The organism is Streptosporangium canum, assembly GCF_900113865.1.
GTDB classification, from domain to species: Bacteria; Actinomycetota; Actinomycetes; order Streptosporangiales; family Streptosporangiaceae; genus Streptosporangium; species Streptosporangium canum.
Genome location: NZ_FOQY01000018.1, coordinates 60,875 through 85,834, shown reverse-complemented (window position 1 = coordinate 85,834; position 24,960 = coordinate 60,875). Strand labels below are relative to the sequence as shown.

General features: G+C 71.9%; 26 protein-coding genes. 14 read left to right on the top strand and 12 right to left on the bottom strand.

The window, feature by feature from the left end; genetic code table 11:
* The first annotated feature begins 32 nt into the window (after positions 1–32).
* Complete coding sequence (locus BM085_RS24905; protein WP_093889340.1) at positions 33–683, top strand: O-methyltransferase; 651 nt, start codon at positions 33–35, stop codon at positions 681–683.
* Here the strand turns inward: BM085_RS24905 and BM085_RS24900 are convergent.
* A complete protein-coding gene (locus BM085_RS24900; RefSeq protein WP_093889339.1) occupies positions 673–2,148 on the bottom strand; it encodes a leucyl aminopeptidase family protein in 1,476 nt (491 codons plus the stop codon). The genes BM085_RS24905 and BM085_RS24900 overlap by 11 nt on opposite strands.
* 176 nt (positions 2,149–2,324) lie before the next feature.
* A complete protein-coding gene (locus BM085_RS24895; protein ID WP_012894793.1) occupies positions 2,325–2,492 on the bottom strand; it encodes a DUF3117 domain-containing protein in 168 nt (55 codons plus the stop codon).
* Positions 2,493–2,681: 189 nt separating this feature from the next.
* Between BM085_RS24895 and BM085_RS24890 the strand changes: the two genes are divergently transcribed.
* Positions 2,682–3,482 (top strand): PaaX family transcriptional regulator, encoded by an 801-nt coding sequence (locus tag BM085_RS24890; protein WP_093889412.1) that lies wholly within the window; start codon positions 2,682–2,684, stop codon positions 3,480–3,482.
* Positions 3,479–4,264, top strand: coding sequence for an enoyl-CoA hydratase-related protein (locus BM085_RS24885; RefSeq protein ID WP_093889338.1), 786 nt, complete (start codon positions 3,479–3,481; stop codon positions 4,262–4,264). Before BM085_RS24890 ends, BM085_RS24885 begins: the two co-directional genes overlap by 4 nt.
* Before the next feature lie 187 nt (positions 4,265–4,451).
* Here BM085_RS24885 and BM085_RS24880 read toward each other — a convergent pair whose 3' ends face one another.
* Both BM085_RS24880 and BM085_RS24875 read right to left on the bottom strand, forming a co-directional pair.
* Entirely contained in the window at positions 4,452–5,009 is a 558-nt protein-coding gene (locus BM085_RS24880; protein WP_093889337.1) for a DNA-3-methyladenine glycosylase I, read from the bottom strand.
* Complete coding sequence (locus tag BM085_RS24875; RefSeq protein ID WP_093889336.1) at positions 5,006–5,704, bottom strand: hypothetical protein; 699 nt, start codon at positions 5,702–5,704, stop codon at positions 5,006–5,008. Before BM085_RS24875 ends, BM085_RS24880 begins: the two co-directional genes overlap by 4 nt.
* A 41-nt stretch (positions 5,705–5,745) precedes the next feature.
* On the opposite strand from BM085_RS24875, the gene BM085_RS24870 reads away from it, so the two are divergent.
* Entirely contained in the window at positions 5,746–6,045 is a 300-nt protein-coding gene (locus BM085_RS24870) for a hypothetical protein (RefSeq protein WP_143121061.1), read from the top strand.
* On the opposite strand, the gene BM085_RS24865 is transcribed toward BM085_RS24870, so the two are convergent.
* The 3 genes from BM085_RS24865 to dapE all read right to left on the bottom strand — a co-directional run bounded on the left by BM085_RS24865 (position 6,022) and on the right by dapE (position 8,667).
* Entirely contained in the window at positions 6,022–6,609 is a 588-nt protein-coding gene (locus BM085_RS24865; RefSeq protein WP_093889334.1) for an LOG family protein, read from the bottom strand. The genes BM085_RS24870 and BM085_RS24865 overlap by 24 nt on opposite strands.
* Before the next feature lie 9 nt (positions 6,610–6,618).
* Entirely contained in the window at positions 6,619–7,413 is a 795-nt protein-coding gene (locus tag BM085_RS24860; protein ID WP_093889411.1) for an LOG family protein, read from the bottom strand.
* Positions 7,414–7,605: 192 nt separating this feature from the next.
* Positions 7,606–8,667: a succinyl-diaminopimelate desuccinylase gene (dapE, locus tag BM085_RS24855; RefSeq protein ID WP_093889333.1), complete on the bottom strand. Its 1,062-nt coding sequence runs from the start codon at positions 8,665–8,667 to the stop codon at positions 7,606–7,608.
* 41 nt (positions 8,668–8,708) lie between these two features.
* Here dapE and BM085_RS24850 point away from each other — a divergent pair, with 41 nt between their 5' ends.
* Positions 8,709–9,464 carry a MerR family transcriptional regulator gene (locus BM085_RS24850; protein WP_093889332.1) on the top strand — a complete coding sequence of 252 codons (756 nt, stop codon included), beginning with the start codon at positions 8,709–8,711 and terminating at the stop codon, positions 9,462–9,464.
* A gap of 128 nt (positions 9,465–9,592) precedes the next feature.
* Here the strand turns inward: BM085_RS24850 and BM085_RS24845 are convergent, their stop codons facing one another.
* A complete protein-coding gene (locus BM085_RS24845; RefSeq protein WP_093889331.1) occupies positions 9,593–10,423 on the bottom strand; it encodes a 2,3,4,5-tetrahydropyridine-2,6-dicarboxylate N-succinyltransferase in 831 nt (276 codons plus the stop codon).
* 201 nt (positions 10,424–10,624) lie between these two features.
* Here BM085_RS24845 and BM085_RS24840 point away from each other — a divergent pair, with 201 nt between their 5' ends.
* Complete coding sequence (locus BM085_RS24840) at positions 10,625–11,449, top strand: hypothetical protein (RefSeq protein WP_093889330.1); 825 nt, start codon at positions 10,625–10,627, stop codon at positions 11,447–11,449.
* A gap of 105 nt (positions 11,450–11,554) precedes the next feature.
* Here BM085_RS24840 and BM085_RS24835 read toward each other — a convergent pair whose 3' ends face one another.
* The 3 genes from BM085_RS24835 to fdxA all read right to left on the bottom strand — a co-directional run bounded on the left by BM085_RS24835 (position 11,555) and on the right by fdxA (position 13,758).
* Positions 11,555–12,223 (bottom strand): DUF4178 domain-containing protein, encoded by a 669-nt coding sequence (locus tag BM085_RS24835; RefSeq protein WP_093889329.1) that lies wholly within the window; start codon positions 12,221–12,223, stop codon positions 11,555–11,557.
* Positions 12,224–12,234: 11 nt separating this feature from the next.
* Positions 12,235–13,314, bottom strand: coding sequence for a succinyldiaminopimelate transaminase (dapC, locus tag BM085_RS24830; RefSeq protein WP_093889328.1), 1,080 nt, complete (start codon positions 13,312–13,314; stop codon positions 12,235–12,237).
* 117 nt (positions 13,315–13,431) lie between these two features.
* A complete protein-coding gene (gene fdxA, locus BM085_RS24825) occupies positions 13,432–13,758 on the bottom strand; it encodes a ferredoxin (RefSeq protein WP_031166663.1) in 327 nt (108 codons plus the stop codon).
* 109 nt (positions 13,759–13,867) lie between these two features.
* Here fdxA and BM085_RS47470 point away from each other — a divergent pair, with 109 nt between their 5' ends.
* The 8 genes from BM085_RS47470 (at position 13,868) to BM085_RS24785 (ending at position 24,393) form a co-directional block, all read left to right on the top strand.
* A complete protein-coding gene (locus BM085_RS47470; protein WP_051865014.1) occupies positions 13,868–14,086 on the top strand; it encodes a putative acetyltransferase in 219 nt (72 codons plus the stop codon).
* Positions 14,087–14,177: 91 nt separating this feature from the next.
* Positions 14,178–15,236, top strand: a complete 1,059-nt coding sequence (locus BM085_RS24815; RefSeq protein ID WP_386445510.1) for an ABC transporter substrate-binding protein — start codon at positions 14,178–14,180, stop codon at positions 15,234–15,236.
* A 105-nt stretch (positions 15,237–15,341) separates the two neighbouring features.
* Positions 15,342–16,118, top strand: coding sequence for a class I SAM-dependent methyltransferase (locus BM085_RS24810; RefSeq protein WP_093889326.1), 777 nt, complete (start codon positions 15,342–15,344; stop codon positions 16,116–16,118).
* A 111-nt stretch (positions 16,119–16,229) separates the two neighbouring features.
* Positions 16,230–18,443 carry a hypothetical protein gene (locus tag BM085_RS24805; RefSeq protein WP_093889325.1) on the top strand — a complete coding sequence of 738 codons (2,214 nt, stop codon included), beginning with the start codon at positions 16,230–16,232 and terminating at the stop codon, positions 18,441–18,443.
* A gap of 3 nt (positions 18,444–18,446) precedes the next feature.
* Positions 18,447–20,504, top strand: coding sequence for a UvrD-helicase domain-containing protein (locus BM085_RS24800; RefSeq protein ID WP_093889324.1), 2,058 nt, complete (start codon positions 18,447–18,449; stop codon positions 20,502–20,504).
* A gap of 49 nt (positions 20,505–20,553) precedes the next feature.
* Positions 20,554–22,401 (top strand): sigma factor-like helix-turn-helix DNA-binding protein, encoded by a 1,848-nt coding sequence (locus BM085_RS24795; RefSeq protein WP_093889323.1) that lies wholly within the window; start codon positions 20,554–20,556, stop codon positions 22,399–22,401.
* A gap of 18 nt (positions 22,402–22,419) precedes the next feature.
* Positions 22,420–23,799, top strand: coding sequence for a cysteine--tRNA ligase (cysS, locus tag BM085_RS24790; RefSeq protein ID WP_093889322.1), 1,380 nt, complete (start codon positions 22,420–22,422; stop codon positions 23,797–23,799).
* A 117-nt stretch (positions 23,800–23,916) separates the two neighbouring features.
* Positions 23,917–24,393, top strand: a complete 477-nt coding sequence (locus BM085_RS24785) for a GNAT family N-acetyltransferase (protein WP_143121060.1) — start codon at positions 23,917–23,919, stop codon at positions 24,391–24,393.
* 51 nt (positions 24,394–24,444) lie between these two features.
* Here the strand turns inward: BM085_RS24785 and rraA are convergent, their stop codons facing one another.
* On the bottom strand, positions 24,445–24,924 hold the full coding sequence (gene rraA, locus BM085_RS24780) for a ribonuclease E activity regulator RraA (RefSeq protein ID WP_093889320.1): 480 nt from the start codon (positions 24,922–24,924) through the stop codon (positions 24,445–24,447).
* Between the last annotated feature and the right edge of the window lie 36 nt (positions 24,925–24,960).

Below are 24,960 nucleotides of genomic sequence, written 5' to 3'. Positions count from 1 at the left end.
ACTGTGTACGGAGAAAGCGGGAGGAGAGGCCGATGGCAGAGACGCCGACAAGTCCGTTGGAGGCCACTCTGGCCTATGCCGAGGAATTCCACACGGAGGACGAGATCCTGCTCACCGCGCGTCAGCGCGGAGCGGAGGTGGGAGCGCCCCCGATCCTGCCCGGTGGCGGCGCCGCCCTCTGCTTCCTCGCCACGGCCGTCAACGCCCGTGCGGTCGTGGAGATCGGCACCGGCTGCGGTGTGTCCGGACTGTGGCTCCTCCGCGGCATGCGCCAGGACGGCACGCTCACCAGCGTGGACGTGGAGCCGGAGCACCAGCGTCTGGCACGGCAGAGCTTCGCCCAGGCCGGTTTCTCCGGCGGCCGGATCCGGCTGATCACCGGCCGCGCCCTGGACGTCCTCCCCCGCCTGTCCGACGGCGGCTACGACCTGGTCTTCTGCGACGGCGCCCAGCAGGAGTACGGCGACTACCTGGCCGAGGCCGTCCGCCTGCTGCGTCCCGGCGGGATCGTGGTCTTCGACAACGCCCTGTGGAACAACCGGGTCGCCGACCCGGCGCAGCGCGACCCGGACACCGTCGCCGTGCGGGAGCTGGGCAAGCTGGTCCGTTCCGACGAACGGCTCCGCCCGCTGATGATGCCCCTCGGCGACGGCATCCTGGCCGCCATCAAACTCACCGACTAGACAGCCACTCCAGCAGCAGACGCACGCCGTAGCCGGTGGCGCCCTTGCTGAGGATGCCCTCGTCCACGCCGCTGCGGCCGACGCCGGCGATGTCCAGGTGCGCCCACGGCCGCTTGCCGGTGAACTCGCGCAGGAACAGCGCCGCGGTGATGGAACCCGCGCCGTAGGACGACCCGACCTCGATGTTGGCCAGATCGGCCACGCTGGAGTCGAGAGCCGGGACGTAGTCGTCGATCAGCGGCATCCGCCAGAGCCGCTCGCCGGTGCTCTCGCCCGCCCCGGCCAGCTCGGCGGCCAGGTCGTCGTCGGAGGCGAAGACGGCGCCGAGGTCCTTGCCCAGGGCGATGCCGATGGCCCCGGTCAGCGTGGCGATGTCCACCATGACGTCCGGGTCCAGCTCGGCGTCGGCGTAGGCCAGCGCGTCGGCCATCACCAGGCGCCCCTCGGCGTCGGTGTTGAGGACCTCGACGGTCCGCCCGCCGTACTGGGTGATCACGTCGGAGGGACGCTGGGCCGTGCCGGAGAAGGAGTTCTCCGCGGCCGCGATCAGGCCGGTGACCCTGACCCGCACGCCGAGGGCGGCCAGCGCGCCCAGGACCGCGATGACGACCGCGCCGCCGGCCATGTCGGTCTTCATGAACTTCATGCCCTCGGTCGGCTTGAGCGACAGGCCGCCGGTGTCGTAGGTGATGCCCTTGCCGACCAGGACGACGTGACCGGTGGCGCCCTCGGGCTCGTAGGACAGCCGGATCAGGCGCGGCGGGTTGGCCGACCCCTGGCCGACGGCGACGATGCCGCCGAACCTCCCGGCGCGCAGCTCCTCCTCGTCCCACACCTTGGCGGTGACGCCCTGCTCCGCGGCGCGCTCGGCGAGCCAGGCGGGGGTCTTCACCGAGGAGGGCATGTTGGCCAGGTCCCTGGCGAGGGAGACGGCCTTGGCGATCACCTCGCCCCTGGCGACCTCGGCCTCGACTCCGTCACCGACGAACTCGACCACCGCCACCGGCGGGGACTTCGCCTCGCCGATCCGGAAGGTGTAGGTGGCCAGCAGGGCGCCCTCCACGAACGCGGCCACCGGCCCCTCGGGCAGCACGATCCTGATCGCGTCTCTGCCCTTGCCCCGCCTGGCCACCGCGGCGCCGGCCTTGCGCAGGGCGCCGGCCGAGCCGTCGCCGATCCCGTAGAGCAGCATCCGGCCGACGGTCTCACCGTTCGCGACGGGGACCTCGACGACCTCGCCGGCCTCGCCCTTGGCCTCGTAGTGGGCCAGCAGCGCGGCGGCGGGCAGCGGTAGGTCCACCTCGGGTGCGAGGTCCGCCGCGAAGGGGACCGCGAACAGCTGGGCGTCCTCCGCGACGGGGGCCTCGGCGGCCTCACCGCTCCCGGAGGGGGCCGGGGAGGCCGCGGCGGACAGGCCCCGCCCGTAGGGGGCGCGGGGCAGCAGCAGATAGGGAGATATGGGCATGCGAACTCCAGTCATCATCCGGGAAGAACACTACGGCCCTGGCGCGAGCCGCCACAGGGCGGTCCGGCGGCCAGGGCCGTGTTCATCGGTCGCGGTCGCGTGGGCCATGGCGGGTGTCATGCTCTCCAAGCAAGATCAGATAAGGCCCGGCTACACCGCTGTGTCTCAGATCGGGATCAGACGACGACCTTCTTCAATTCCTCACCAAGGGCGCTGGCTTCGTCCGCCGAGAGTTCGACGACGAGCCGGCCGCCACCCTCCAGAGGGACCCGCATGACGATTCCCCTGCCTTCTTTGACGACCTCCAGCGGACCATCACCGGTCCTCGGCTTCATAGCCGCCATGCGTGTATCCCTTCCTGCTTCGGGCTCCGGATCTCCGACTGACCCGAGGGTGGCCGACGCATTCACGTCTTCTGTGATGTCCTATTATCCCGTCTCCGCGCTCGGAATGGGAACGATCAGCCTCAGCATCGACTCATCGGGCAATCAAGACCGTTGTCCGAGACCCTTCAGACGACCAAACTTGTCCTCGTGAACGCCCGTGCCGCTCTCTTCGATCTGTATGGGGACCACCTGCGGTCCCGAGGCGGTCGCGCGTCCGTAGCCGCCCTCGTCCGCCTGCTCGCACCGTTGGATATCGCCCCTCCGGCCGTCCGTACCGCCGTCTCGCGGATGGTCCGGCAGGGCTGGCTGACCCCCGCCCGGCTGCCGCAGGGGCCCGGCTACGAGGTCACCCCCAGGTGCGTGCGCCGTCTCGACGAGACGGCGCTGAGAATTTACCGAGTTGGGACGATCACCTGGACCGGCCGGTGGCACATACTCGTGGTCGGACCGGTGCGCGAGCGGCCCCGCCGGGAGCGGCTGAAGGCCGATCTGGCCTTCCTCGGCTACGCCCCGCTGTCGGAGACGACCTGGATAGGTCCGCGCCCCTCCCCCGAGCTCGGCGCGCTCCTCGCCGGGGAGGGCGTCCGCGCCGACCGGTTCGACGCGGTGCTCGACGGCGACCCCAGGGCGCTGGTCGCCAGGACCTGGGATCTGGACGGCATCGGCGCGGCCTACGAGGAGTGGCTGTCCCGGGCGGTCGACCTGATCGGCGCGCTGCCCGAGGACGCCGCCGACGACCGGGTGTTCGCCACCCGGAGCAGGCTGCTGCACGGCTGGCGCAACTTCCTGTTCCGGGACCCCGGGCTCCCCGCCGACCTCCTGCCGCCGGGCTGGCCCGGTGAGAAGGCCAGGGCCTACTTCGAGCAGGAGGCGGCCCGCCTGCTCCCCGCCGCCGCCGCGTTCGTCGACCGCCATCTGACCGAGCCCCAGAAGGAGCCTCTCCGTTGAACGACGTTCTCTACTCCGTCGGCGACGACGCCGTCGCCACCATCACCCTGGACCGGCCGGAGGCGATGAACTCGCTGACGGTGCGGGCGAAGGCCGACCTCCTCGAGGCGCTGACCAGGGCCTCGCAGGCCCACGCCGTACGGGCGGTGCTGCTGACCGGGTCGGGCCGGGCGTTCTGCGCGGGCCAGGACCTCAACGAGCACGCCGCCAACCTGGAGGCGGGCCGGGGCCTGAACGACACCGTGCGCACGCACTACAACCCGATCATCCGCACGATCACCGAGATGGGCAAGCCGGTCGTCGCGGCGGTGAACGGCGTCGCCGCGGGCGCGGGCGCCTCCCTGGCCTTCGCCTGCGACCTGCGGATCGCCTCCGACAGGGCGAAGTTCGCGATGGCCTTCACCGGCATCGGCCTGGCCCCGGACTCCGGCGCGTCCTGGACGCTCCAGCGCCTGGTCGGCCCGGCCCGCGCGGCCGAGCTCCTGCTGCTCGGCGAGCCCTTCGACGCGGCCCGCGCGCTGGAGCTCGGCGTCGTCTCCAAGGTCGTCCCCGCCGACGAGCTGGCCGCCGCGGCCCACGCCCTGGCCGTACGGCTGGCACAGGGCCCGACGAGCGCCTACGCCGCCACCAAGCGGGCGCTGGAGTCCGCCGCGAGCGGTTCCCTGGCCGACGCCCTGGCCCTGGAGGCCGACCTCCAGGACGCCTGCGCCAAGACCGCCGACCATCTGAACGCCACCCGCGCCTTCCTCAACAAGGAGCGCCCCGTCTTCGAGGGCCGCTAGCCCCGTCCGGCCGATCATGGGGGCGGCCGTTCTCCTCTCGGTGCACGGCTTCAGGGGACGGCTCTCGGACACGGCTCGGAGCACCGCTCTCGGCGCACGGCCCTCGGGACACGACTCGGAGCACCGCTCTCGGACACGGCTCGGGCACGGCGGGGCTGACCGGGAGACCGCCGGCCCGCCGGGGGCGCTACCTGCCGGCGTCGCGCACCCAGCAGTCGGACAGGTGGTCGTTGACCAGGCCGATGGCCTGCATCAGCGCGTAGGCGGTGGTGGGGCCGACGAACCGGAAGCCGTGCGATCTGAGCTCCTTGGCGAGCGCCTTGGAGCCGGGAGTCTGGGCGGGCACGTCCGCCAGGGTCTTCGGGACGGGGGAGGCCGGGTCGGCGTGGCTCCAGACGAGGTCGGACAGGCCGACGTCGAGGGCGGCCCTGGCGTTGGCGATCGCGGCCTCGATCTTGGCCCGGTTGCGGACGATGCCGGCGTCGGCCAGCAGGCGGTCCACGTCGGACTGGTCGAACGCCGCCACGGCCGGGATCGAGAACCCGGCGAAGGCGGCCCGGAAGTTCTCCCGCTTGCGCAGGATCGTGATCCATGACAGGCCGGACTGGAAGGCCTCCAGGGTGAGCCGCTCGAACACGCGGTCGTCGCCCTCGACCCTGCGGCCCCACTCATCGTCGTGGTAGGCGACGTAGTCGGGGGCCGAGCTCACCCAGCCGCAGCGGACGGGCTGCGCGGGCTCGGTCATCGGATCTCCTTCGCGTCCGGCACGCCCAGCCGGTCGCGCCCCCGGCCGTCCTCCCGGACGTCCTCCCGACCGCCGTCGCGGGCGTCCGCCCGGCCGTCCTCCCGATCGCCGTCCCCCTCGCGGGCGTCCGCCCGGCCGTCCTCCCGACCGCCGTCCCCGGCGTCTTCGCCGTCGCCCTCCCGGACATCCTTCCGGGCGCCGTCGCGGATGTCTTCACGGACGCCCTCCCGGACGTCTGCGCCGTCATCCCCACGGACGTCTTCACCGTCGCCGTCGCGGGCGGCGAGCGACTCCGGCGGTGCCTCGGACAGCTCGGGGAACTCCGCGGGCCCCTCGGGCTCGTGCTCGGTGCGCGGGGCGGTCAGCGGGCCGGCGTAGATCTCCTGGCGGGCCTGGAGCCTGCTCGCCAGCAGCTCCGACACCCGCTGTTCGAGCACCGCGATCCTGGTGTCCCGCTCGCCCAGCGCGTTCACGACCCGGTTCAGCGCCTCGTCCACGCTCTGCGTGTGATAACCGACGAGGCTGACCGGGAGTTGCAGGGCCATGAGGTCGGCGGCGCCGACCGGCCCGGCGGCGGGCAGATCCAGCGGGGGGACGTCGGGAGCGAACTCGCTCAGTTCGCCGCCTCCTCCCATGGCGACCACCACCACGCCTACGAGGATGGCTACGGCAGCGAGAGCGAGTACGACCAGCACATACGAATCGTGCCACAACTCCTCTGATCTAGGATCGCGGCATGAGAGCTCTCGTGGTACTCGCTCCCGATGAACCGGGTGAACCCGATTGGGCCGAGGCCCACTCGATCGCCGAGATCGAGGAGCTCGTCCGCGCCGGGCGCACGGTCGCCGTCACGCCCGCCGCGCTGACCGGAGACGGCAGCGAGGCCGCGGAGCTCGCCGCGGCCTCGGTCTGCGCCTGGGCCGGCGCCTGGGTCTTCCGCACCACCCGCCCCGCCCAGGTACGGCTGGCGGTCGAGATGACCGAGTCCCTGGCCGGGCGGCGGCCGCCCGAGCTAACCCGCCGTGGCCTCGCCTAGCTCCTCGGCACTGGGCACCAGGTGCGTGGTCGTCTTCTCCAGGTGCCGGAACGCCTCCTCGACCGTGGTGGTCCAGGAGATCGCGTCGAAGACGTCCGGCCGGGTGAACCCCTGCTCGTGCATCCCCTCGACCAGGGTCCTCAGCGGCGCGTAGACGCCCCACGGGTCGAGGAGCACCAGCGGCTTGTCGTGCAGGCCGATCGTCCGCGACGTCCAGATCTCGAACAGCTCCTCCAGCGTCCCGATGCCGCCGGGCAGGACCAGGAAGGCGTCGGAGCGGGCGTCCATGACGCCCTTGCGCTCGCGCATGTCGGTGGTGACGATCAGCTCGTCGGACGCCTCGTCGGAGACCTCGATGTCCACCAGGGCCTGCGGGATCACCCCGATGGTCCGGGCCCCGCCCGCGCGCGCCGCCCGCGCCACCGCGCCCATGCAGGAGACCTTGGCTCCCCCGCTCACCAGCGTGTGCCCCCGCCTGGCCAGCTCGGCGCCGACCTCCTCGGCCAGGACCAGATACTTGTTGTCGATCTTCTGACTCGATGCCAGGAATACACAGATGAACACGGGCAAACCTTATTGGGCGTCACCGACCGTGTTGCGGGCCGCCCGCTGTTCCTCCCTGAGCCGCTCCACCCTGTTCCGGTCGGCGTCGACGATGATCCGTACGGCCTCGTCCACGTCGTCGGTGAGGTGGACGAGATCCACGTCCGCCGAAGAGATCTTGCCGCTGGGCATGAGGGTGTTCTTGATCCAGTCGAGCAGCCCTCCCCAGAACTCCGTGCCCACCAGCACGACGGGGAAGGAGGTGACCTTGCGCGTCTGGACCAGCGTCAGCGCCTCGAACAGCTCGTCCATCGTGCCGAAGCCGCCCGGCAGCGCGATGAAGCCGCAGGCGTACTTCACGAACATGGTCTTGCGGACGAAGAAGTAGCGGAACTCGATGCCGAGATCCACGTATTCGTTCATGTGCTGCTCGAAGGGGAGCTCGATGCCGAGGCCGACGGAGACCCCGCCCGCCTCCCTGGCCCCCTTGTTGGCCGCCTCCATGCAGCCGGGCCCGCCACCGGTGATCACGGCGTAGCCCGCCTCGGAGAGTTTCCGGCCGATCCGGACGCCCAGCTCATACTCGGGCGTGTCCGCGGAACTCCGGGCGGACCCGAAGACCGTCACCGCCTGAGGCAGTTCGGCGAGCTGACCGAAGCCCTCCACGAACTCCGCCTGGATGCGCATCACCCGCCACGGGTCCATGTGCAGCCAGTCGGCGGGGCCTCTGCGATCAAGAAGTCGCTGGTCATGGGTGGAGTCGGAGACGAGGTCGCCGCGGACCACGACGGCTCCCTGACGGCGTTCGGGACGTGTCTTCTTCATGTCGGTCACCGTAGCGCCGCCTTCGGAAAAATCTTGGAAAATCTCCGGGAAAAGACGGAACCGGATTTCGAGGAGCCTGCGTCTAACTGCCGAGGGTGCTGCTCGGGACTGAAAGTGGCTTTCCCCGCCAAATGGCCGGCGAGGAAAGCCACTTTCATTTATGCCCAGCCGCCCGGACGGCGTCTGCCCAGGTCAGCCCAGCCAGCCGAGCATTCTGCGCTCGCAGTCGATGATCTTCTCCAGTGCGACGTACTCCCCTCGCTGATGCGCCAGATTCGGGTCGCCGGGGCCGTAGTTCACGGCGGGGATCCCGAGGCTGGAAAACAGCGAGACATCGGTCCAGCCGAGTTTGGCCCTCGGGGTGCCGCCGACGGCCTCCAGGAAGGCCGCCGCCACCGGATGGGTCAGGCCCGGCCGCGCCGCCGCGGCCCCGTCGGTGAACCGGACCTCGAAGCCGTCGAACACCTCGCTCACGTGCGCCTGGGCGTCCTCCAGGGACAGATCGGGGGCGAAGCGGTAGTTGACGGTCACCACGCACTCGTCGGGGATCACGTTGCCCGCCACGCCGCCGCCGATCGCCACCGCGTTCAGCCCCTCGTGGTACTCCAGCCCGTCCACCACCGGCATCCTGGCCCGGTAGGCGTTCAGGATCGCGAGCACCGGCTCGGCGGCGTGGACGGCGTTGACCCCGAGCCAGGACCTGGCGCTGTGCGCGCGCTTGCCGCGGGTCGTGACCTGGGCCCGGAGCGTGCCCTGGCAGCCGCCCTCGATCACACCGTCGGTGGGCTCCATGAGCACCGCGAAGTCACCCGCGAGCAGCGCGGGGTGCCTGCGGCTGAGCCGGAGCAGGCCGTTGCGCTCGGCCTCGATCTCCTCACAGTCGTAGAAGACGTAGGTGACGTCCCGGCTCGGCGCCCGGAGCGCCGCGGCCAGCTTCAGCGCGACCGCGACGCCGGCCTTCATGTCCGAGGTGCCGCAGCCGTACAGCAGGCCGCCCTCGACCCGGCTGGGCAGGTTGCCGGCGACCGGGACGGTGTCGATGTGCCCGGCGATCACCACCCGCTCGCCGCGGCCGAGCTCGGTGCGGGCGACGATCGCCTCGCCGTCGCGATGCACGTTCAGATGCGGGAGGGGTCGCAGGGCCTCCTCGACCGCGTCCGCCAGGGCCTTCTCGTCGCCGCTGACCGACTCGACGTCGACGATCCGCGCGGTGAGCGCCCCGACGTCCTGTGTGAGATCCAGACGCGTACTCATGCTCGCGACCTTATCCCCGGCCGTGGGCTTTACTGGAAGATGTGTTACGCATCGGCGAACTGGCCGCGCTGGCCGGCGTCACGACCAGGACGATCCGCCACTATCACCAGGTGGGGCTGCTGGCCGAGCCCCCGCGGACCGCGGCGGGCTACCGGCTGTACGGCATGGCCGACGTGGTCCGCCTGATCAGGATCCGCCGGCTGGCGGCCCTCGGCATGAGCCTTCCCGACATCGGCCGGGTGCTCAGCCCCAGGCAGGACCTGCGCGAGGCGCTGGCGGACCTGGACGCCGACCTGGCCAGGGAGGAGGAGGCCGTCCGGCGGCAGCGGGCCATGCTCGCCGAGCTCATGCACACCGGTCGCGACCCGGCGCTGACGCCGGAGCTGGGCCAGATCTTCGCCGAGCTGGAACAGATCTTCCCCGCCCACCCGCTGCTGGAGCGGGAGCGGGAGACGATCACCCTGCTGGAGGCGGCCGCGCCGGAGGCGGCCCAGGCGCTGACCGGCGTCTACCGGACGTCGATGGGCGACGAGAGGCTCCAGCGCCGGATGTGGGACATCGGGCTCCGGTTCGAGGCGCTGCGGGACGCCTCCCCCGGCGACCCGGAGGTCGCGGCGCTCGCCGCCGAGCTGGCCGACGCGATGCGCCCCTTCATGGACGCCGTGTCGGCCGGCGGCCGGGCTGCGGCCGGGCCCGGCGGCCCGGCGGGGACCGTGCCGGGAGAGACGCTCAGCGCGATGATGGTCGAGGCCCTGTCACCCGCCCAGCGCAGGGTCGTCGAGCTCCTCACGCCCTGACACCCACGACGTCCACCCGCCGCGCGACTCCGTCACGTCGCACCCGCCGCGCGGCTCCATGACGTCTCACCCGCCGCGTGATCCCGTCACGCCTCACCCGCCGCGCGGTCCCCGCCCCCGGCCGCGGCTCAGACGTTGACGCCGTGCTCGCGGAGGATCTCGTCGAGCTCCGCCCTGTCGTGCCGCCACCCCTCCCGCAGGCGCTTGAGCACCAGCACGCAGGGCAGCCCGAAGGTGCCCCCGGGGAACTCCCGGTCGCGGGTGCCGCCGACCGCCACGCACCAGTCGGGGACGCGGCCCCGGTCCAGTTCCTCGCCCGTCCGCACGTCGACGACCGGCGTCGAGGCGGACAGGACGGTGCCGGCGCCGACCACCGCGCCCCTGCCCACCCGGGCCCCCTCCATGATCATCGCTCGGCTGCCGATCAGCGCGTCGTCCTCGACGACCACCGGGACCGTGTCCGGGGGCTCCAGGACGCCGCCGATCCCGGCCCCGCCGGACAGGTGGACGTTCTTGCCGATCTGGGCGCACGAGCCGACCGTGGCCCAGGTGTCCACCATGGTCCCGGCGTCCACGTGGGCGCCGATGTCGACGAAGGAGGGCATCAGCACGACGCCGGGCGCGACGTGGGCGCCCCAGCGGGCGATCGCCCCGGGCACCACGCGGACGCCGTCGAAGGAGGTCTTCAGCGGGACGCGGTCGTGATGGTGGAAGTCGCCCACCTGGGACCTGGCCATGCCGAGCACGCGGAATGCCAGCAGGATGGCCCGCCTGGCCCGCTCGTCCACGACCACCTCGCCGGTGGAGGAGACGGCGGCGACCCGGGCGCTGCCGGTGTCGAGCATGTCGACGGCGCCGACGACGACGCTCCGCGCCTCGGCGTCACCGGGGCCCAGCTCGGCCCTGCGCTCCCACAGCTCGTCGACGGCCGCCGGCAGCGGACTGGAATGGGTCTGGATCGTGGCTCCTCCGCTCCCACACGAAAGCCGCTTCCCGCCCCCGGAGGAAGCGGCTTCTCGCTAGGCCGCAGGGCGTCGCGACGGACAGGCCCTGCCCACAGAACGTGTGGAACGATAACAGAGCGCGACGGTCCGACTTCAAGATTCGACCGATAATTTCCGGCGGTTCTTCCCCCGCCAGGGACCGGTAGGTTCTTCAGGGTGCGACGGCGATTCTCCAAAGGGGTCATCGCGATCATCGCGATCGTGAGCGTGCTCGCGGTGGGCATCACCGTGGGCATCTTCGCCCTGCTCAACAGGGTCACGCCGTTCACCGAGCCGGTGGAGGGGTGCAAGATCACCACTCCGGAGGGCTCCTTGGAGCTGGAGATCCCGCAGGCCCAGGTGGCCTCGGTCATCGCGGCGGTGGCCGCCCGCAGGAAGCTGCCCGAGCGGGCCGTCGTGATCGCCTACGCCACCGGCATCCAGGAGTCCAAGCTGCTGAACCTGCCGTTCGGCGACCGCGACTCGGTCGGGGTGTTCCAGCAGCGGCCCTCGCAGGGCTGGGGCAAGCCCGAGCAGCTCGTCGACCCGGTCTACTCCTCGGGCAAGTTCTTCTCCGCGCTGGTGAAGGTGAAGCGCTACCGGAAGCTGCCGCTCCACGAGGCGGCCCAGGAGGTGCAGCGCTCGGCCGACGGCTCGGCCTACGCCCAGCACGAGGGGGAGGCGAAGATCCTCGCCGCGGCGTTCACCGGGCGGGTGCCCCAGGCCGTGCACTGCTGGTTCCCGGCTCCCACCGGCAAGACGCCCGTCTCCGGCACGGCCGGTGCCAGGCAGGAGCTCGCCCGCGCGCTCGGCTCCGGGACCACGCTCAACGCCACCTCGCAGAAGCACGGCTGGCTGATGTCCGGCTGGTCGGTCGCCCACGCCAAGGAGTTCGGGCTGCGGCAGGTCCGCTACAACGGCCGGAGCTGGACACCGGTGCGCGGCGACGACGGATGGCGGGCCGACACCGGGGCCCCGGCGGGCAAGGTCGAGATCTCCTAGCCCTGCATTCCGCACGTGATCCCAGTTGACCTGGGACGACTACGTGCAGTTTTGGATCTTGCGTAGCATCTGACCCGCGACGATGTCACCCGTGCGGAGAACGGCCTAGCCCTTCTTCTCGATCTTGATGGAGCCCGGCGGCAGCGGCTGGGCGTAGGAGGAGCTCCAGGGCTGACCCTGGAGCCGCTCGAAGCAGAGCAGGCGGCCGTCGGCGGCCCGGTAGTCGGCGAAGTCGAGCAGGCCCCGCTCGGGCATCGAGGTGACGCCCTCCCCCCGGAAGGCGGCGGTCCCGCGGTCCACCGGGAAGAACTCGACCCCCTCGACGCTCAGCGTGGTCTTGGCCGGGATCATGCCCTGCGTGGGCACCGGCGTCCACAGCAGCACCTCGAGGTGGGGCGGGTCACCCGGGTTCAGACCGGCGCGGGTCTCGATCGACAGCCACTGGTAGCGGCGGGTGCCGTCGTCGAGCAGATACTCCGTCCACTGGTTTCCCTGCCACGACAGGTACATCGCCCCCAGGACGCGGGTCCGCACGCTCTGGCAGTCGATCGTGTCGCCCACCTTGATCGTGCGGGGATCGGGGTAGTCGATGCCGACATGGCCCGCGCTCGGTTGAGGCGGCGGCGCGACCTCGGCCGGTTGGCGGGGGATATCGCCGGGCGGCTCGGCCTTGCGCGGCTTCCTGTCCTGACGCGTGGTCGCGAAGAACGCGCCAAGCAGAAGAACAAGCGTCACTGCGCTCAGTCCGAGTATCGCGGCGACCTCAGGGGTCATGCCGCGCGATCCTACTGGAGGCGGCGGACCGCCGCACTGATGCGTTCGTCACTCGCGGTCACGGCAATTCGGATATGTCCGCCACCGGCTTCTCCATAAAAGTCACCGGGTGCCACCAGAATCCCCTTATCAGCCAATGCGCGCACCTGCTTCCAGCAGTCCGTGCCATTGGACGCCCACAGGTACAGGCCCGCGGTGGAGTGCTCGATCTCCCAGCCGGCCGCCTCCAGGGCGGGGCGGAGCGCCGCCCGGCGGGCGGCGTAACGGGCGCGCTGCTCCTCGGCGTGCGCGTCGTCGTCCAGGGCCACGGCCATCGCCGCCTGGACCGGCGCGGGCATGAGCATGCCGGCGTGCTTGCGGACCTCCAGCAGCCGCCGGATCAGCGCCGGGTCACCCGCGACGAACCCGGCCCGGTAGCCCGCCAGGTTGGAGCGCTTGGACAGCGAGTGCACCGCGAGCAGGCCCTCGTGCGACCCGCCGCACACCTCCGGGTGCAGGATCGAGACCGGCTGCTCCTCCCAGCCCAGCTCGATGTAGCACTCGTCGGAGGCCACGACCGCGCCGTGCTCGCGCGCCCACGAGACGACCTTGCGCAGGTGCTCGGCCGGCAGGACCTTGCCCGTCGGGTTGGACGGGGAGTTCACCCAGACCAGCGGCACCCGCTCGGGCCCGAGCGCCAGCAGCCCGTCGGTGGCGTACGGCTCGGCGCCCGCGAGGCGGGCTCCCACGTCGTAGGTGGGGTAGGCCAGCTCGGGGAAGACCACGCGCCGGCCGGAACCGATGCCGAGCAGCGTCGGCAGCCAGGCCACGAACTCCTTGGAGCCGATCAGCGGCAGCACGTCCGCCTGGTCCAGGGTCACGCCGTGCCGGCGTCGCAGCCAGCCCGCGGCGGCCGAGCGGAGCCGCTCGGTGCCGTAGGTGAGCGGGTAGCCCGGGCTGTCGGAGGCGTCCGCCAGCGCCTGCCGTACGACGGCCGGCACCGGGTCGACGGGCGTGCCGACCGAGAGGTCGACGATCCCGCCGGGATGCGACCGCGCCAGCTCCTTAAGCGGCGTGAGCCGATCCCATGGGAAATCCGGCAGGCCGATCACAGCTCTCCCCCGCTAGGCATGTCCCCCACCGCGCCGGGAGGGGAAAGACGTCTTCTCCGTGGACGCCGCCGGGCGGGGACGGCGCGCTACGCGCTCCCCGCCCGGCGGCACGGGCCGCTAGTGGCTCTCGGCCTGCGGGGGCAGGACCGCGACGACCGGGTGGTCCTTGTGGATCTTTCCGACCTTGGATGCGCCGCCGGGCGACCCGAGGTCCTCGAAGAAGTCCACGTTCGCCTTGTAGAAGTCCTTCCACTGGTCGGGAAGGTCGTCCTCGTAGAAGATCGCTTCAACGGGGCAGACGGGTTCGCACGCACCGCAGTCCACGCACTCGTCAGGGTGGATGTAGAGCATGCGCTCGCCCTCGTAGATGCAATCGACGGGGCACTCCTCGATGCACGCCTTGTCCAGGACGTCCACGCAAGGCTGCGCGATGACGTAGGTCACCTCGGGCTCCTTCTTCTTTACGCACCTAGGCACGACTTCGACCGCGGGTTGCTACGCCCTAGTATTGCCGTGCCCGCCAAATGACTGAAACGGGAGGGGGCAAAAGACGGTGAACCCGGGCCTCGGCGCTCGCCTCAATATCACCATAACCCCTTCTGACGTGGGCAAAAGAGTAACCACTCGACGACGGGTCCCAGAAGGGTTTCGCGACGCGGTGGGCGAGCTCGAATTCTGGCGCGACGGCGTGCTCGGCGTGCGTAAACGCGACGGCACCCTGGTCGAGATCCCCCAGGAGACGCTCGCGGCGGCGAAGGTCGTCCCAGGCTGACCGCGCCGGTGCCCTCCCAAGGCATGCCGGGCGTAAGCCGTTCACCAAGAAAGGCCGCGCCTCCTCGATCCACCCGATCGTCGCATGGAGTATGCGTCGCGTGACCGTACGCATCAGTGCCGCCGCCGCCGTGTTCCTCACCGCCACGATCGCCGGGTGCGGCGCCCCGGCTACTCCGAACAGACAACTCCCGCCGGTCAAGCCCCAGGCGGCCTCCTTGCAGGAGGGCTTCTCGACGATGGAGCACCTCGTCGAGACGGCCCGCAAGGAGGGCGCGCTCACCGTGGTCGGGCTGCCACGCGACTGGGTGAACTACGGCGAGATCATCGACGCCTTCTCCGAAGAGTACGGAATCAAGGTCGACCAGCTGGAGCCGGACGCGAGCAGCAAGCAGGAGATCGACTCCGCGGCCCGGCTCAAGCCCGACGTGTTCGACCTGAGCCTGGAGGTCGCGGTGGCCAACGCCGCCGCCTTCGCCCCGTACAAGGTGCAGAACTGGCAGGACATCCCCGACGACGTCAAGGACAACGCCGGGCGCTGGTACGCCGGGTACGGGGGCTACATGTCCATCGGCTACGACCCCCGCAAGGTCGCGGCCCCGACCTCCTACGGCGACCTGCTCAAGCCCGGCTACAGCGTCGCGCTGCCCGGCGACCCGCGCCAGACCGCGGCGGCCTTCAACGCGGTGATGGCGGCCTCGCTCAGCCGCGGCGAGCCCCAGGCGAAGCGGGGCGTGGAGTTCTTCGAGCGCCTGAGGAAGGCGGGCAACTTCGCGGCGTCGGAGCGGACGGCCTCGGCCGTCCTCGACTGGGACTACGACAACGCCGAACGGGCGGGCTGGAAGGTCGCGATCCCGGGTGACGCGGTGCTCAGCTCGTACTACGTCCAGGCCATCAGCAAGAACGCTCCGCACCCGGCCGCCGCCCGGCTGTGGCAGGAGTTCCTCTTCTCCGACCGGGGCCAGAACCTGTTCCTCAAGGGCTACGCCCGCCCGGCCCGGATGGAGGCCCTCCAGATGCGCGGCACGCTGGACAAGGAACTCGCCGCCAGGCTTCCCGCCACGACCGCCACGCCGGTGATGCTGAACATCGCGGAGATCGACGCCGCCAAGGCATATCTCCACCGCGCGTGGAACGGAAAGACCAGATAGGCCTGAGGCTGCTGGGACTGACATGTCGCGACATCTCGGAGGCTCTAAAGTGTCTGGAGAGCACCGATAAGAGGCCGTGGCGTCTCGGAATGTGAGCTGATCGTCTTGCGATACGACGCCCCGAGCCCGACGAGGTGGAACGCTCGCTCCCATGACAGCGGCTTCGGATACGTTTCGGCACACGGCGCGCCCCTGGTCGAGCTGCTCGACCCCCAGCCAGGGGAACGCATCGTGGACCTCGGCTGCGGCACCGGGGTGCTGACCGCCGAGATCTCCTCCCGGGGGGCCCGCGTCCTGGGGATCGACGGATCCTCGGCGATGATCGAGAAGGCCCTGGCGCAGTATCCGGGGCTGGACTTCATCGTCGGCGACGGCAGTGACTTCACGGTCGCCCAGCCGTACGACGCGGTCTTCTCCAACGCCGCCCTGCACTGGATGGGGCGCGAGCCGGACGCGGTGATATCCAGCGTGCGCGAGGCGCTGATCCCCGGCGGGCGGTTCGTGGCCGAGATGGGCGGCGCGGGCAACTGCTCCGCGCTGACGGCGGCGCTGTCCACCGCGTGGCGGGAGCACGGGCTGCGCGAGCCCGATCTCCCCTGGTACTTCCCGACCCCGGCCGAGTACGCCACGCGGCTGGAGAAGGGCGGATTCGTCGTCCGCCTGCTGGAATACTTCGACCGGCCGACCCCGCTTGACGAATGCCCCAACGGAGCGGCGGACTGGGTGCGGATGTTCGCCGGGTCGCTGCTTCAGGGAGTGCCCGCAGACCTGGTCGAATCGCTGCTGCGCCGGGTGAACGAGCTGGCCGCGCCCGCACTGCGCCGGGAGACCGGTTGGATGGCCGACTACGTGCGGCTCCGGTTCGCGGCCGTACGCCGCTGACGAGACCCGATGCGCCGGGGCGATTTGCCAGACTATGGTCTGTTCCATGAGTCTCGTTCCCCGGCGACGTGGAGTGACTCGGGCGGCTTGAGGGGCTGGTGAAGGGAACGGATGAACTTCTGTCTGAGTGACCTCGTGCCGCCGCTGCGCTGGAGCGACGCGGCCACGATCCCACTCCTGCGCGACCAGCCCGACCTCCCGGACGCCTGGTGGCGCAGCCTGCCGATGGCCCGGGTGCTCGCCGTGCTGGATCCGGACGAGCTGGCCGAGATCCTGGCCCGGATCGCCCTGGAGCACTGGCCTGCCGCCGCCCTGGGCGACGTGCTCCCCGCCCTGTACGTCCTGGATCCCGACGAGGCCGACGAGCCCTGTACGGCCATCGCCCTCGACCGTACCGGCTCCTGGTCCGGCCTCCTCTCCCTCACCGGCCACGAGCTGCGCGACCAGCCCTTCATCCAGCCCTTCCCCGTGCTGAACGTCCTGTTCTCGGCGGTCTTTCACCGGTTGGCCCACCCCGGCGCCGGTGCCGACGCCGGGTTCGGCGCGATGGCGCCCGCCGTGGCCGGCTCCAGGACCGGGACCGAGGAGGTGGCCGTGGACCGCGAGAGCCCGGCCGCCAACGGGGCGGGAGCGCGCGAGGCGGCCTTCGGGCTCGCGGCCGCGGCCGCCGCCGTCGCGGCGCGTCCGGAGACGCCGTCCCCGTCCGCGGTGCCGGGGGCCGTCGTGGGCGGGCCCGAGGCGCCGTTCCAGGCGGTGCCGGAGTGGCCGGACGCCGCTCCCGCCGGGTCGGCCCCGGCCGGGTCCCGCCCGGAGACCGGCACCGGACCGGGACCGGGAACCGATCCGCAGGACGACCCGCAGGACGGCCCGGGAGACGGCGCCGAGCACGCCTCCGCCGGTCCGGAGCCCCGGCCCCGCCCGGAGCCCGGCCCGGACCCCGGTGCGGCGCCGGCCGCGTCCGTACCGGCCGCACGGGCCGCGCTGGAGGCCGAGGCGGCGGACGGCGAGGAGGCGGGTGACGAGGCGGCGGGCGGCGCGGGCGGCGCGGAGGCCGGGCGGCCCGCCGAGAGCGTCCACGCGCTGGTGGACGGCGCCTTCGCCAACCTGGAGGACAAGAGCTGGGCCATCGCGCAGAACAGGCTGTTCAGCGACGAACCGGCGACCGTGGAGGCGCTGGCCAAGCTCTTCGCGGTGCAGCCCGAGGTGATCCGCGAGCTGGAGGACGACCTGCGCCTGCGGTTCAGCGCGTGGCTCGGCTCGGAGGAGGCCGCGCCGTACCGGGAGCATCTGGCCGAGGTCAAGCGGGTCCTCGGCAAGGCCGCGCCCAAGGCGCGCCTGATCACGGCCGCCGACTGGCACTCCCTTGAGCTCCACTCCCTCGACGTGCCCGCCTGGCAGTTCGTGCTGGCCAGCCTCCCCGAGTACCACCTGGTCGACGAGTGGCTGGTGGAGGGTGACATCGCCGAGCTGCGCCACCACACGCGTGACGTGATCAGCGGCGCCAAGCCGCCGCTGACGATGACCAAGGCCCTCGCCCTGGTCACCTCCCTCGGCATCCACCCCGAGGTCTCGAAGGAGTGGCTGGAGAACGTCCCCCAGCTCCGCATCCTGGGCGCCGGCCAGCGACCACCCCAGCGACCACCCCAGCGGGCGAACGGCTCGGCGACCAAGGCCAAGGGGTCCGAGCGGGCCAAGAGCGCCGACAGGGCCGAGAAGACCGAGAAGGCGGAGAAGCCGGGGAAGGCCGAGCGGCCGGCGGCCGGCGCCCGCGGCGGGGGGCCGGACGGGGAGCCGGGCAAGAGCCCGTTCCGGCCGCTCAAGGACGTCTCGCTGACCCGGCGCTGCTTCCGGCAGCCGGACGGCCGGTGGTGGCTCAGGATCGACGTCACCCCCGAGCACATCCAGGGAGCCGAGTGCCCGCTGCCCAGCGGGTTCGCCGCCTACCTCGGCATGTCGCCCGGCGGCAGCCGTACGGTCAACAGCGCGGTGGGCGAGCTCACCCTGAGCTGGCAGGAGCGGCCTGTGGTGGAGTCGCTCAGGACGCTCCTCACGGACGTGGGCGCCAAACAGGGGAGCTACCTGTTCCTGACGCTGTCCGACGAGGGGGTGCTGCGCGCCAGGCACCTGCCGGCCGCGGGCAAGGGGGTGGAGGCGACGGCGCAGGCGCTGCGGCTGGTCGGCTACACCGCGCCGGGCGGCACCCCGGAGCAGGCCGGCCGGGTCATCGCCACCCGGGTCGGCATGACCGGCCAGGTGAGCCTGCCCGACCTCCTCAGCCGGCTGCGAGAGCGCGGGGACCGCGATCTGCTGTCCCTGCTGGCCTAGCCGATGCCCCGACTCGCGATCGCCCCGGAGTTCCCGGTGGAACTCGGCGCCCTGGCCCAGCCGGTGCGCCGGGACGCCGTCGTCGCCGTACGCCGGTTCATGCAGAACGTGGCGGGCGCGCCGCACCCCGAGCGGGTCAGGGGGGCCAGGGACCCCCGGACCGTCACCCTCCGGCTGGGCGCGGGCCATCGCGGTGTCGTGGTCAAGCAGCGGGACGTCTACTGGCTGCTGACCGTGCTGCCGGACGCCGAGGCGTGGGCCTACGCACGGCGGTACCGGTTCGGCGTCAACACCGCGCTGGGCGTGATCGAGATGTGGGACGCCGAGGCGCTCGACCGGGTGGAGCCCGCCGTACGCAGGGCGGCCGAGTCCTCCCCGGCGCGGCTGTTCGCCGACACCTGTGACACCGACCTGGCCGAGCTGGGGATCGACAGGCGGTTCCTGCCGCTCGCCCGGCAGATCACCGACGAGCTGATCCTGGCGGCGCTGGAGCCGCTGCTGCCTCCGACGCAGTACGCGCCGCTGGCCGCGCTGGCCAGGGGCGAGTCGATGACCGGGGCCTGGCGGGAGCTGGAGGCCTGCCGCGCGGTCGCCGCCACCGGGGACCCGGTCGACCCCGAGGACTTCGCCGCCGCGCTGCTGCGCAGTCCGGACCGGGCCGTCTTCGTCGGCAGCCCGCGCGAGCTGAACCACGTGCTCGACGCGCCCGGCTGGTGCGTGTTCCTGCACCCGCCCCAGCACCGGCTGGCCCGCTGGGAGTCCTACGAGCAGCCGATGCTGGTCACCGGCGGCGCGGGCACCGGCAAGACCCTCGTCGCCCTCCAGCGCTCGGCCTTCCTGGCCGGGCGCGCCACCGGCCAGGTCCTGCTCGTCACCTTCTCCCAGGGGCTGAGCGCCGACCTCGCCGCCCGGCTCGACCTGCTGATCGAGGACGAGGCGGCACGCGGGCGGGTCGAGGTCGGCAACGTCGACCGGCTGGCCCACCGCATCGTCTCCGAGTCCGAGGGGCGCTCGCCCGCGCTGGTCGGCGCCACCGAGATGACCGAGCTCTGGCGGGAGACGGAGAGCGGCCACAGCCCGGCGTTCCTGCTGCGCGAGTGGGAGCAGGTGGTGCTGGCGCAGAACCTCCGGACCCTGGAGGAGTATCTGAGCGCCCCGCGTCCCGGCCGCAGCGTCGAACTCACGGCCCCGGAGCGGACCGCGGTCTGGCGGGCCGTCGAGCACGTCACCGGGGAGCTGCGGGAGCGCGGCAAGCGCACCCTGCTCCAGCTGGCGGCCGAGGCGTCGCTGCTCCTGGGCCAGACGACGGGCGACCTGCTGGAGGAGACGGCGCCCAGGCGGGAGCCGTACCGGCACATCGTGGTGGACGAGGCGCAGGACCTGCACCCCGCGCAGTGGCGGCTGCTGCGCGCGGCGGTGCCGCACGCCCGCGACGACCTGTTCATCGTGGGCGACCCGCACCAGCGCATCTTCGACACGCGGGTCACACTGAGCTCCGTGGGAATCGACGCGATCCAGCGGCGACTTCAGGTGTCATACCGGCTTCCTCAGGAGATCCTCTCCTGGGGGGTACGGCTGCGCGGGGGCGGACCCGCCGACGGACTGGTGAAGGGAGTCCAGGAACTGTACGGCTTCCACGCCACCCGGCACGGGCACCGTCCGATGGTCCGAGCCTACGATTCACCGGAGGAAGAGCTGACCGGTCTGGTCGCACAAGTGGGACAGTGGGTGGAGGACGGCGTGCCGCCGCGCGAGATCGGGGTGGCCGCCAGGACCGCCGGCCTCGTGCGCGATGCCCGGTCCGCCCTGCGCGAGTTGGGGGTGAGAGTGACGACGTTGCACGGCATGAAGGGACTGGAGTTCCGGCGGGTCGCCGTGATCGGCGTGGCCGACGGGATCGTGCCGCCCCCGGAATCGCTGACCCCCGCCGGCGAGGATCCCTCGGCCCGGGCACACGACCTCCAGCGTGAGCGCGGCCTGCTGTACGTGGCCTGCACCCGGGCGAGGGAGCTGCTCTATGTCTCCTACTCCGGGCGAGCCAGTCCCTTCCTTCCCACCTGATCACATACTCTGAACTGCGGATATATTCCCCTTTGCCGGTTGGACCTCAATGAACCTCAGCCTGAGCGACATCGCGCCACCCCTGCGCTGGACCTCTCCCGGCCAGGTAGCGCCGATCGCAACCGACCCCCGTCTCCCAGAGGCGTGGTGGCAGGCACTTACGCTGGACCGGGCCTGCTCCACCATCGGGACCTCAGAGGTCGCCGGACGTCTCGCCGATCTCGCCCTGGCGTGCTGGGGTCATCTGATGCTCGGCGACATCCTGCCCCTGCTCAGGTTCGCCGACCCGGCGGAGAGTGTCCGCACCCCCGAGGGGCTCGGCCGGGAAGTGGTGCACAAGCTGTTCACCGGCGTGCTGGAGCGGCTGCTCGAACCCGTCACCGAGGAGAGCGTCGCCCCGGTCCGTCCCTCCCGGCCGGACCGGCCGCTGCCCGAGCTGATCGACGAGGTCTTCGCCACCCTGGACGAGCGCCAGCGCGCCATCGCCAGGGACCGCCTCTACGCCTCGCAGCGGGCCACGCTCGACGACCTGGCCCAGCGGTTCTCGGTGACCAGGGAACGCATCCGGCAGATCGAGCGCGACCTGCGCGACCACGTCGAGGCCTGGCTGGCGAGTGAGGACGCCGCGCCGCTGGTCGCCCACGTCTCCTGGCTGCGGGGCCGGCTCGGCTCCGCGGTGCCGGCCGACGACCTGGCCGCGGCGGTGCCGTGGCACCGCACCGACATGGCCACGCTGGGCATCCCGGCCTGGCGGTTCGTGCGGACCCTGCTGAGCGGCTACGACCAGGTGGACGGCTGGCTGGTGGCCGGCGGCTCCGACGAGCTGCGGGAGAAGACCCGGCAGCTCTTCACCGACGGGCCGCGTCCCCTCGACGAGGCCGTCACGCTGGTCAGCCAGCTCGGGATCCGCGAGGACGTGGCCGAGCGGTGGCTCATCGCGGTGCCCCAGCTCCGGGTCCTCGAAGGCCACGTGGTGCCCTGGCCGCGCAGCGTCAACGACAAGGCCGAGGCCGTGCTCGCGGTGGCCGGGAACGCGCTGACCCCCGAGGAGATCCAGGAGCGCATCGGCGAGGACTACAGCCTCGTCGGCATCCGCAACCAGCTCACCGCCGACGACCGGTTCCTGCGGCTGGACCGCAACAAGTACGGGCTGTCCCGCTGGGGCGGCGAGCAGTACCTCGGCATCAGGGAGATGATCGTCCGGGAGATCGAGCGGTCCAACGGCGAGGCGTCGGTCAACACGATCGTGACGAACCTCACCGCGCGCTACGACGTGAGCGAGAGCTCGGTCCGCGCCTACGCGGGCGGGCCCGGCTTCGAGCGCACGCAGCGCGGGTGGATCCGGGTCGCCGGGGCCGAGCAGGCCGACTACCAGCCCCGCCGCGACGTCTCGGCGACCCGCCGCTGCTTCCGCAGCCGCGACGGGCGCTGGTGGCACCGGGTGGACGTCAACGCCGAGCACCTGCGCGGTTCGGGCTCCCCCCTGCCCACCGGCTTCGCCGCGCACCTGGGCATGGCCCCCGGGGGCCAGCTCACCGCCTCCACCCCGTCCGGCGACGTGGTGATCAGCTGGCACAACCAGCCGACCATGGGGTCCATCCGGCCGATCCTGGTCGCCTCCAACGCCTCCGAGGGCGACCACGTCTTCCTGACGGTCTCCGACGGCGGCGAGCTGCTGACCCGTTACCTCCCCGCCGCGTCCCCGGGCCTCCCGGCCCTGAACCGGGCCCTCTACCTGATCGGCTACACCGCCCCGGTCGCCTCCGAGGCCGAGGGTCTCCGCCTGATCGGCGCCCGGATCGGCCTCGCCGACGGCTGCACCCGCGAGGAGGTCATCGCCCGCCTGCGCGACCGCGGCGACCGCGAGATCCTCGCCTTCCTGGAGGGCTCCGGCTGAGGAGAATAGGGTCGAGGCATGCTACGGCTGTATGACACACGGAACCGCCAGGTCGGACCGGTCCTCCCCGAAGGGGCCCGGTCCATGCGGATGTACACCTGCGGGCCCACCGTCTACCGCTACGCCCATGTCGGCAATTTCCGGTCGTACGTGCTGGCCGACCTGATCAGGCGGGTCAGCGAGCGGCAGCGGATCCGGGTGGTCGCCTGCCGGAACATCACCGATGTCGGGCATCTGGTGGACGACGCCGAGATCGACCCCGGCGGTGAGGACAAGATCCTGCTCCAGGCGCGGGCCGAGGGGCGGACCGGGCTGGAGATCGCGCGGTTCTACGAGACGGCCTTCCTGTCCGACACCGCCACGCTGAACATCCGGCCGCCCGAGCACTCCCCCAGGGCCACCGAGACGATCGACCTGATGATCGAGATGATCGCCAAGCTGATCGAGAAGGGGCACGCCTACCCGACCCCCGACGGGTCGGTCTTCTTCGACGCGGCCTCCTTCCCGACCTACGGCGAGATCTCCGGCAACCGGCTCGACCGGCTGAAGCCCGGCCACCGGCTCGAAGGCGTCGACCCCCGCAAGCGCTTCCACGCCGACTGGGCCCTGTGGAAGCCCTCGGACCACGAGATGACCTGGGAGGCTCCCTGGGGCCGCGGCTTCCCCGGCTGGCACATCGAGTGCTCGGCCATGTCGCTGCGGTTCCTCGGCGAGCGCGTCGACGTGCACACCGGCGGCATCGACCTGCGCTTCCCGCACCACGAGGACGAGCGCGCCCAGTCCGACGCCACCGCCGGCCACGAGGTGGTCAGGCACTGGGTCCACGGGGAGCACCTGCTGTTCGACGGGCGCAAGATGGCCAAGTCCACCGGCAACGTGGTGCTGCTCCAGGACGTGGTGGACGCGGGTCTGGATCCGCTGGCCGTACGGCTGGCGCTGCTGGAGCACCGCTACCGCCAGCAGATGAACCTCACCTGGGACACGCTCCGGGCCGCCGACAGGACCCTGCGGCGCTGGCGCTCCCACGTCGCCGAGTGGTCGGAGACGCCGAGCCGTCCGATGCCCGCCGAGCGGGTCGCGCGGATCGAGGCCGCCTTCGACGACGACCTCGACACCCCACTGGCCCTGCGCCTCCTGCGGGAGCTGGAACGCGACGACTCGATCGCGCCCGGCTCCCGGTTCGAGGCGTTCCTGCATCTGGACCAGATCCTCGGGCTGGACCTGTCAGCCGACATCGGCAGAGCCAGGAGCCTGCCGCCGGGCGCCGCCGAGCTGCTGGAGCGGCGCCTGCGGGCACGCGACGCCAGGGACTGGGCCGTCTCCGACCGCCTCCGCGACGAGCTGGCCGCCCTGGGCGTGCGGGTGGCCGACACCCCCGAGGGCCAGACCTGGTCGTAGTCCCCGCCCCGGCGGGCGGGCGCCGGCCTCGCCGATCCAGCATGGAATGGTCATGTTTCAGCAGGACGTAGGGGCGGATCGCGTTTAATGTCGGTGGCGGCCGATACCGTCCCGATCATGAGTGAGACTGGCGTTGTCGTACGGCCTGCCACGGTTGCGGATCTGGAGGGGGTAGTGGCCTGCAGTTCCGCGCTGTTCGCCGAGGACGCCGGAGCCCGTGACCTCACCCTCGACCCGAGCTGGCCCGCGGAGCACGGCCCGGCCTGGTTCGCCGGCGCGCTGGACGACCCCGACCGCCTGGTGATGGTCGCCGAGGCCGGCGGCCGGATCATCGGCCACCTGTCCGGCCGGCTGTCCGGGCCCACCCCGATGCGTCCGATCACGGTGGCGACGCTGGGCAGCATCTACGTGCGGCCCGCCCACCGCGGCCGGAAGATCGGGGCCGACCTGGTGGAGGAGTTCAGGGCGTGGGCCCGCCACCACGGGGCGCGGTACGCCGGGGTGACGGCGTACGCGAGCAACGAGGCGGCCGTGCGTTTCTACGAGCGCAACGGCTTCGCCGCGCGGTCGGTGGTGCTGGAGACCGCCCTGTAGCCTCCGGCCCGTGTACGGCGGGACAGCGCCGTCCCGCCGGGGCTCGCGGGCTCAGAGCAGGGCACGCGGGCTGACGACGAGGCCGTCCTCGTCGCTGTAGAGCCATGCGCCCGGGACGAAGGTGACCTCACCGAAGGTGACGGGGACGCCGAGGTCGCCGGCGCCCTCCTTGGCGCTCTTACGGGGGTTGGAGCCGAGGGCTTTGACGCCCAGGTCCAGGCCGCCCAGGGCGACCGTGTCACGGACTGCCCCGTTGACGACGACGCCGGACCAGCCGGACGAGACGGCGGAGGCGGCGATCAGGTCGCCCATCAGGGCGGTGCGCAGGGAACCCGCGCCGTCCACGACCAGCACGCGTCCCTCACCCGGCGCGGCCAGGACCTGCTTGACCAGGGCGTTGTCCTCCAGGCAGCGGATGGTCGCGATCGGCCCGGCGAAGCGCGGACGCAGGCCGTATGAGCGGAACTGCGTCAGGCAGCTGTCGAGGACGTCGCCGTGGGCGTCGATGAGATCGGCGGTCGTGAACTCCATGCGTCGCATTCTGACGAACGCGCAATCGGCGTTTCG

What these genes read in the sequence shown, in the direction of transcription:
- BM085_RS24905 (WP_093889340.1), top strand. Translation starts at nt 33, where the DNA reads ATGGCAGAGACGCCGACAAGTCCGTTGGAGGCCACTCTGGCCTATGCC.
- BM085_RS24900 (WP_093889339.1), bottom strand. Translation starts at nt 2,148, where the DNA reads ATGCCCATATCTCCCTATCTGCTGCTGCCCCGCGCCCCCTACGGGCGG.
- BM085_RS24895 (WP_012894793.1), bottom strand. Translation starts at nt 2,492, where the DNA reads ATGGCGGCTATGAAGCCGAGGACCGGTGATGGTCCGCTGGAGGTCGTC.
- BM085_RS24880 (WP_093889337.1), bottom strand. Translation starts at nt 5,009, where the DNA reads ATGACCGAGCCCGCGCAGCCCGTCCGCTGCGGCTGGGTGAGCTCGGCC.
- BM085_RS24870 (WP_143121061.1), top strand. Translation starts at nt 5,746, where the DNA reads ATGAGAGCTCTCGTGGTACTCGCTCCCGATGAACCGGGTGAACCCGAT.
- BM085_RS24860 (WP_093889411.1), bottom strand. Translation starts at nt 7,413, where the DNA reads ATGAAGAAGACACGTCCCGAACGCCGTCAGGGAGCCGTCGTGGTCCGC.
- dapE (WP_093889333.1), bottom strand. Translation starts at nt 8,667, where the DNA reads ATGAGTACGCGTCTGGATCTCACACAGGACGTCGGGGCGCTCACCGCG.
- BM085_RS24835 (WP_093889329.1), bottom strand. Translation starts at nt 12,223, where the DNA reads ATGACCCCTGAGGTCGCCGCGATACTCGGACTGAGCGCAGTGACGCTT.
- BM085_RS24815 (WP_386445510.1), top strand. Translation starts at nt 14,178, where the DNA reads ATGCGTCGCGTGACCGTACGCATCAGTGCCGCCGCCGCCGTGTTCCTC.
- BM085_RS24805 (WP_093889325.1), top strand. Translation starts at nt 16,230, where the DNA reads ATGAACTTCTGTCTGAGTGACCTCGTGCCGCCGCTGCGCTGGAGCGAC.
- BM085_RS24800 (WP_093889324.1), top strand. Translation starts at nt 18,447, where the DNA reads ATGCCCCGACTCGCGATCGCCCCGGAGTTCCCGGTGGAACTCGGCGCC.
- BM085_RS24795 (WP_093889323.1), top strand. Translation starts at nt 20,554, where the DNA reads ATGAACCTCAGCCTGAGCGACATCGCGCCACCCCTGCGCTGGACCTCT.
- cysS (WP_093889322.1), top strand. Translation starts at nt 22,420, where the DNA reads ATGCTACGGCTGTATGACACACGGAACCGCCAGGTCGGACCGGTCCTC.
- BM085_RS24785 (WP_143121060.1), top strand. Translation starts at nt 23,917, where the DNA reads ATGAGTGAGACTGGCGTTGTCGTACGGCCTGCCACGGTTGCGGATCTG.
- rraA (WP_093889320.1), bottom strand. Translation starts at nt 24,924, where the DNA reads ATGGAGTTCACGACCGCCGATCTCATCGACGCCCACGGCGACGTCCTC.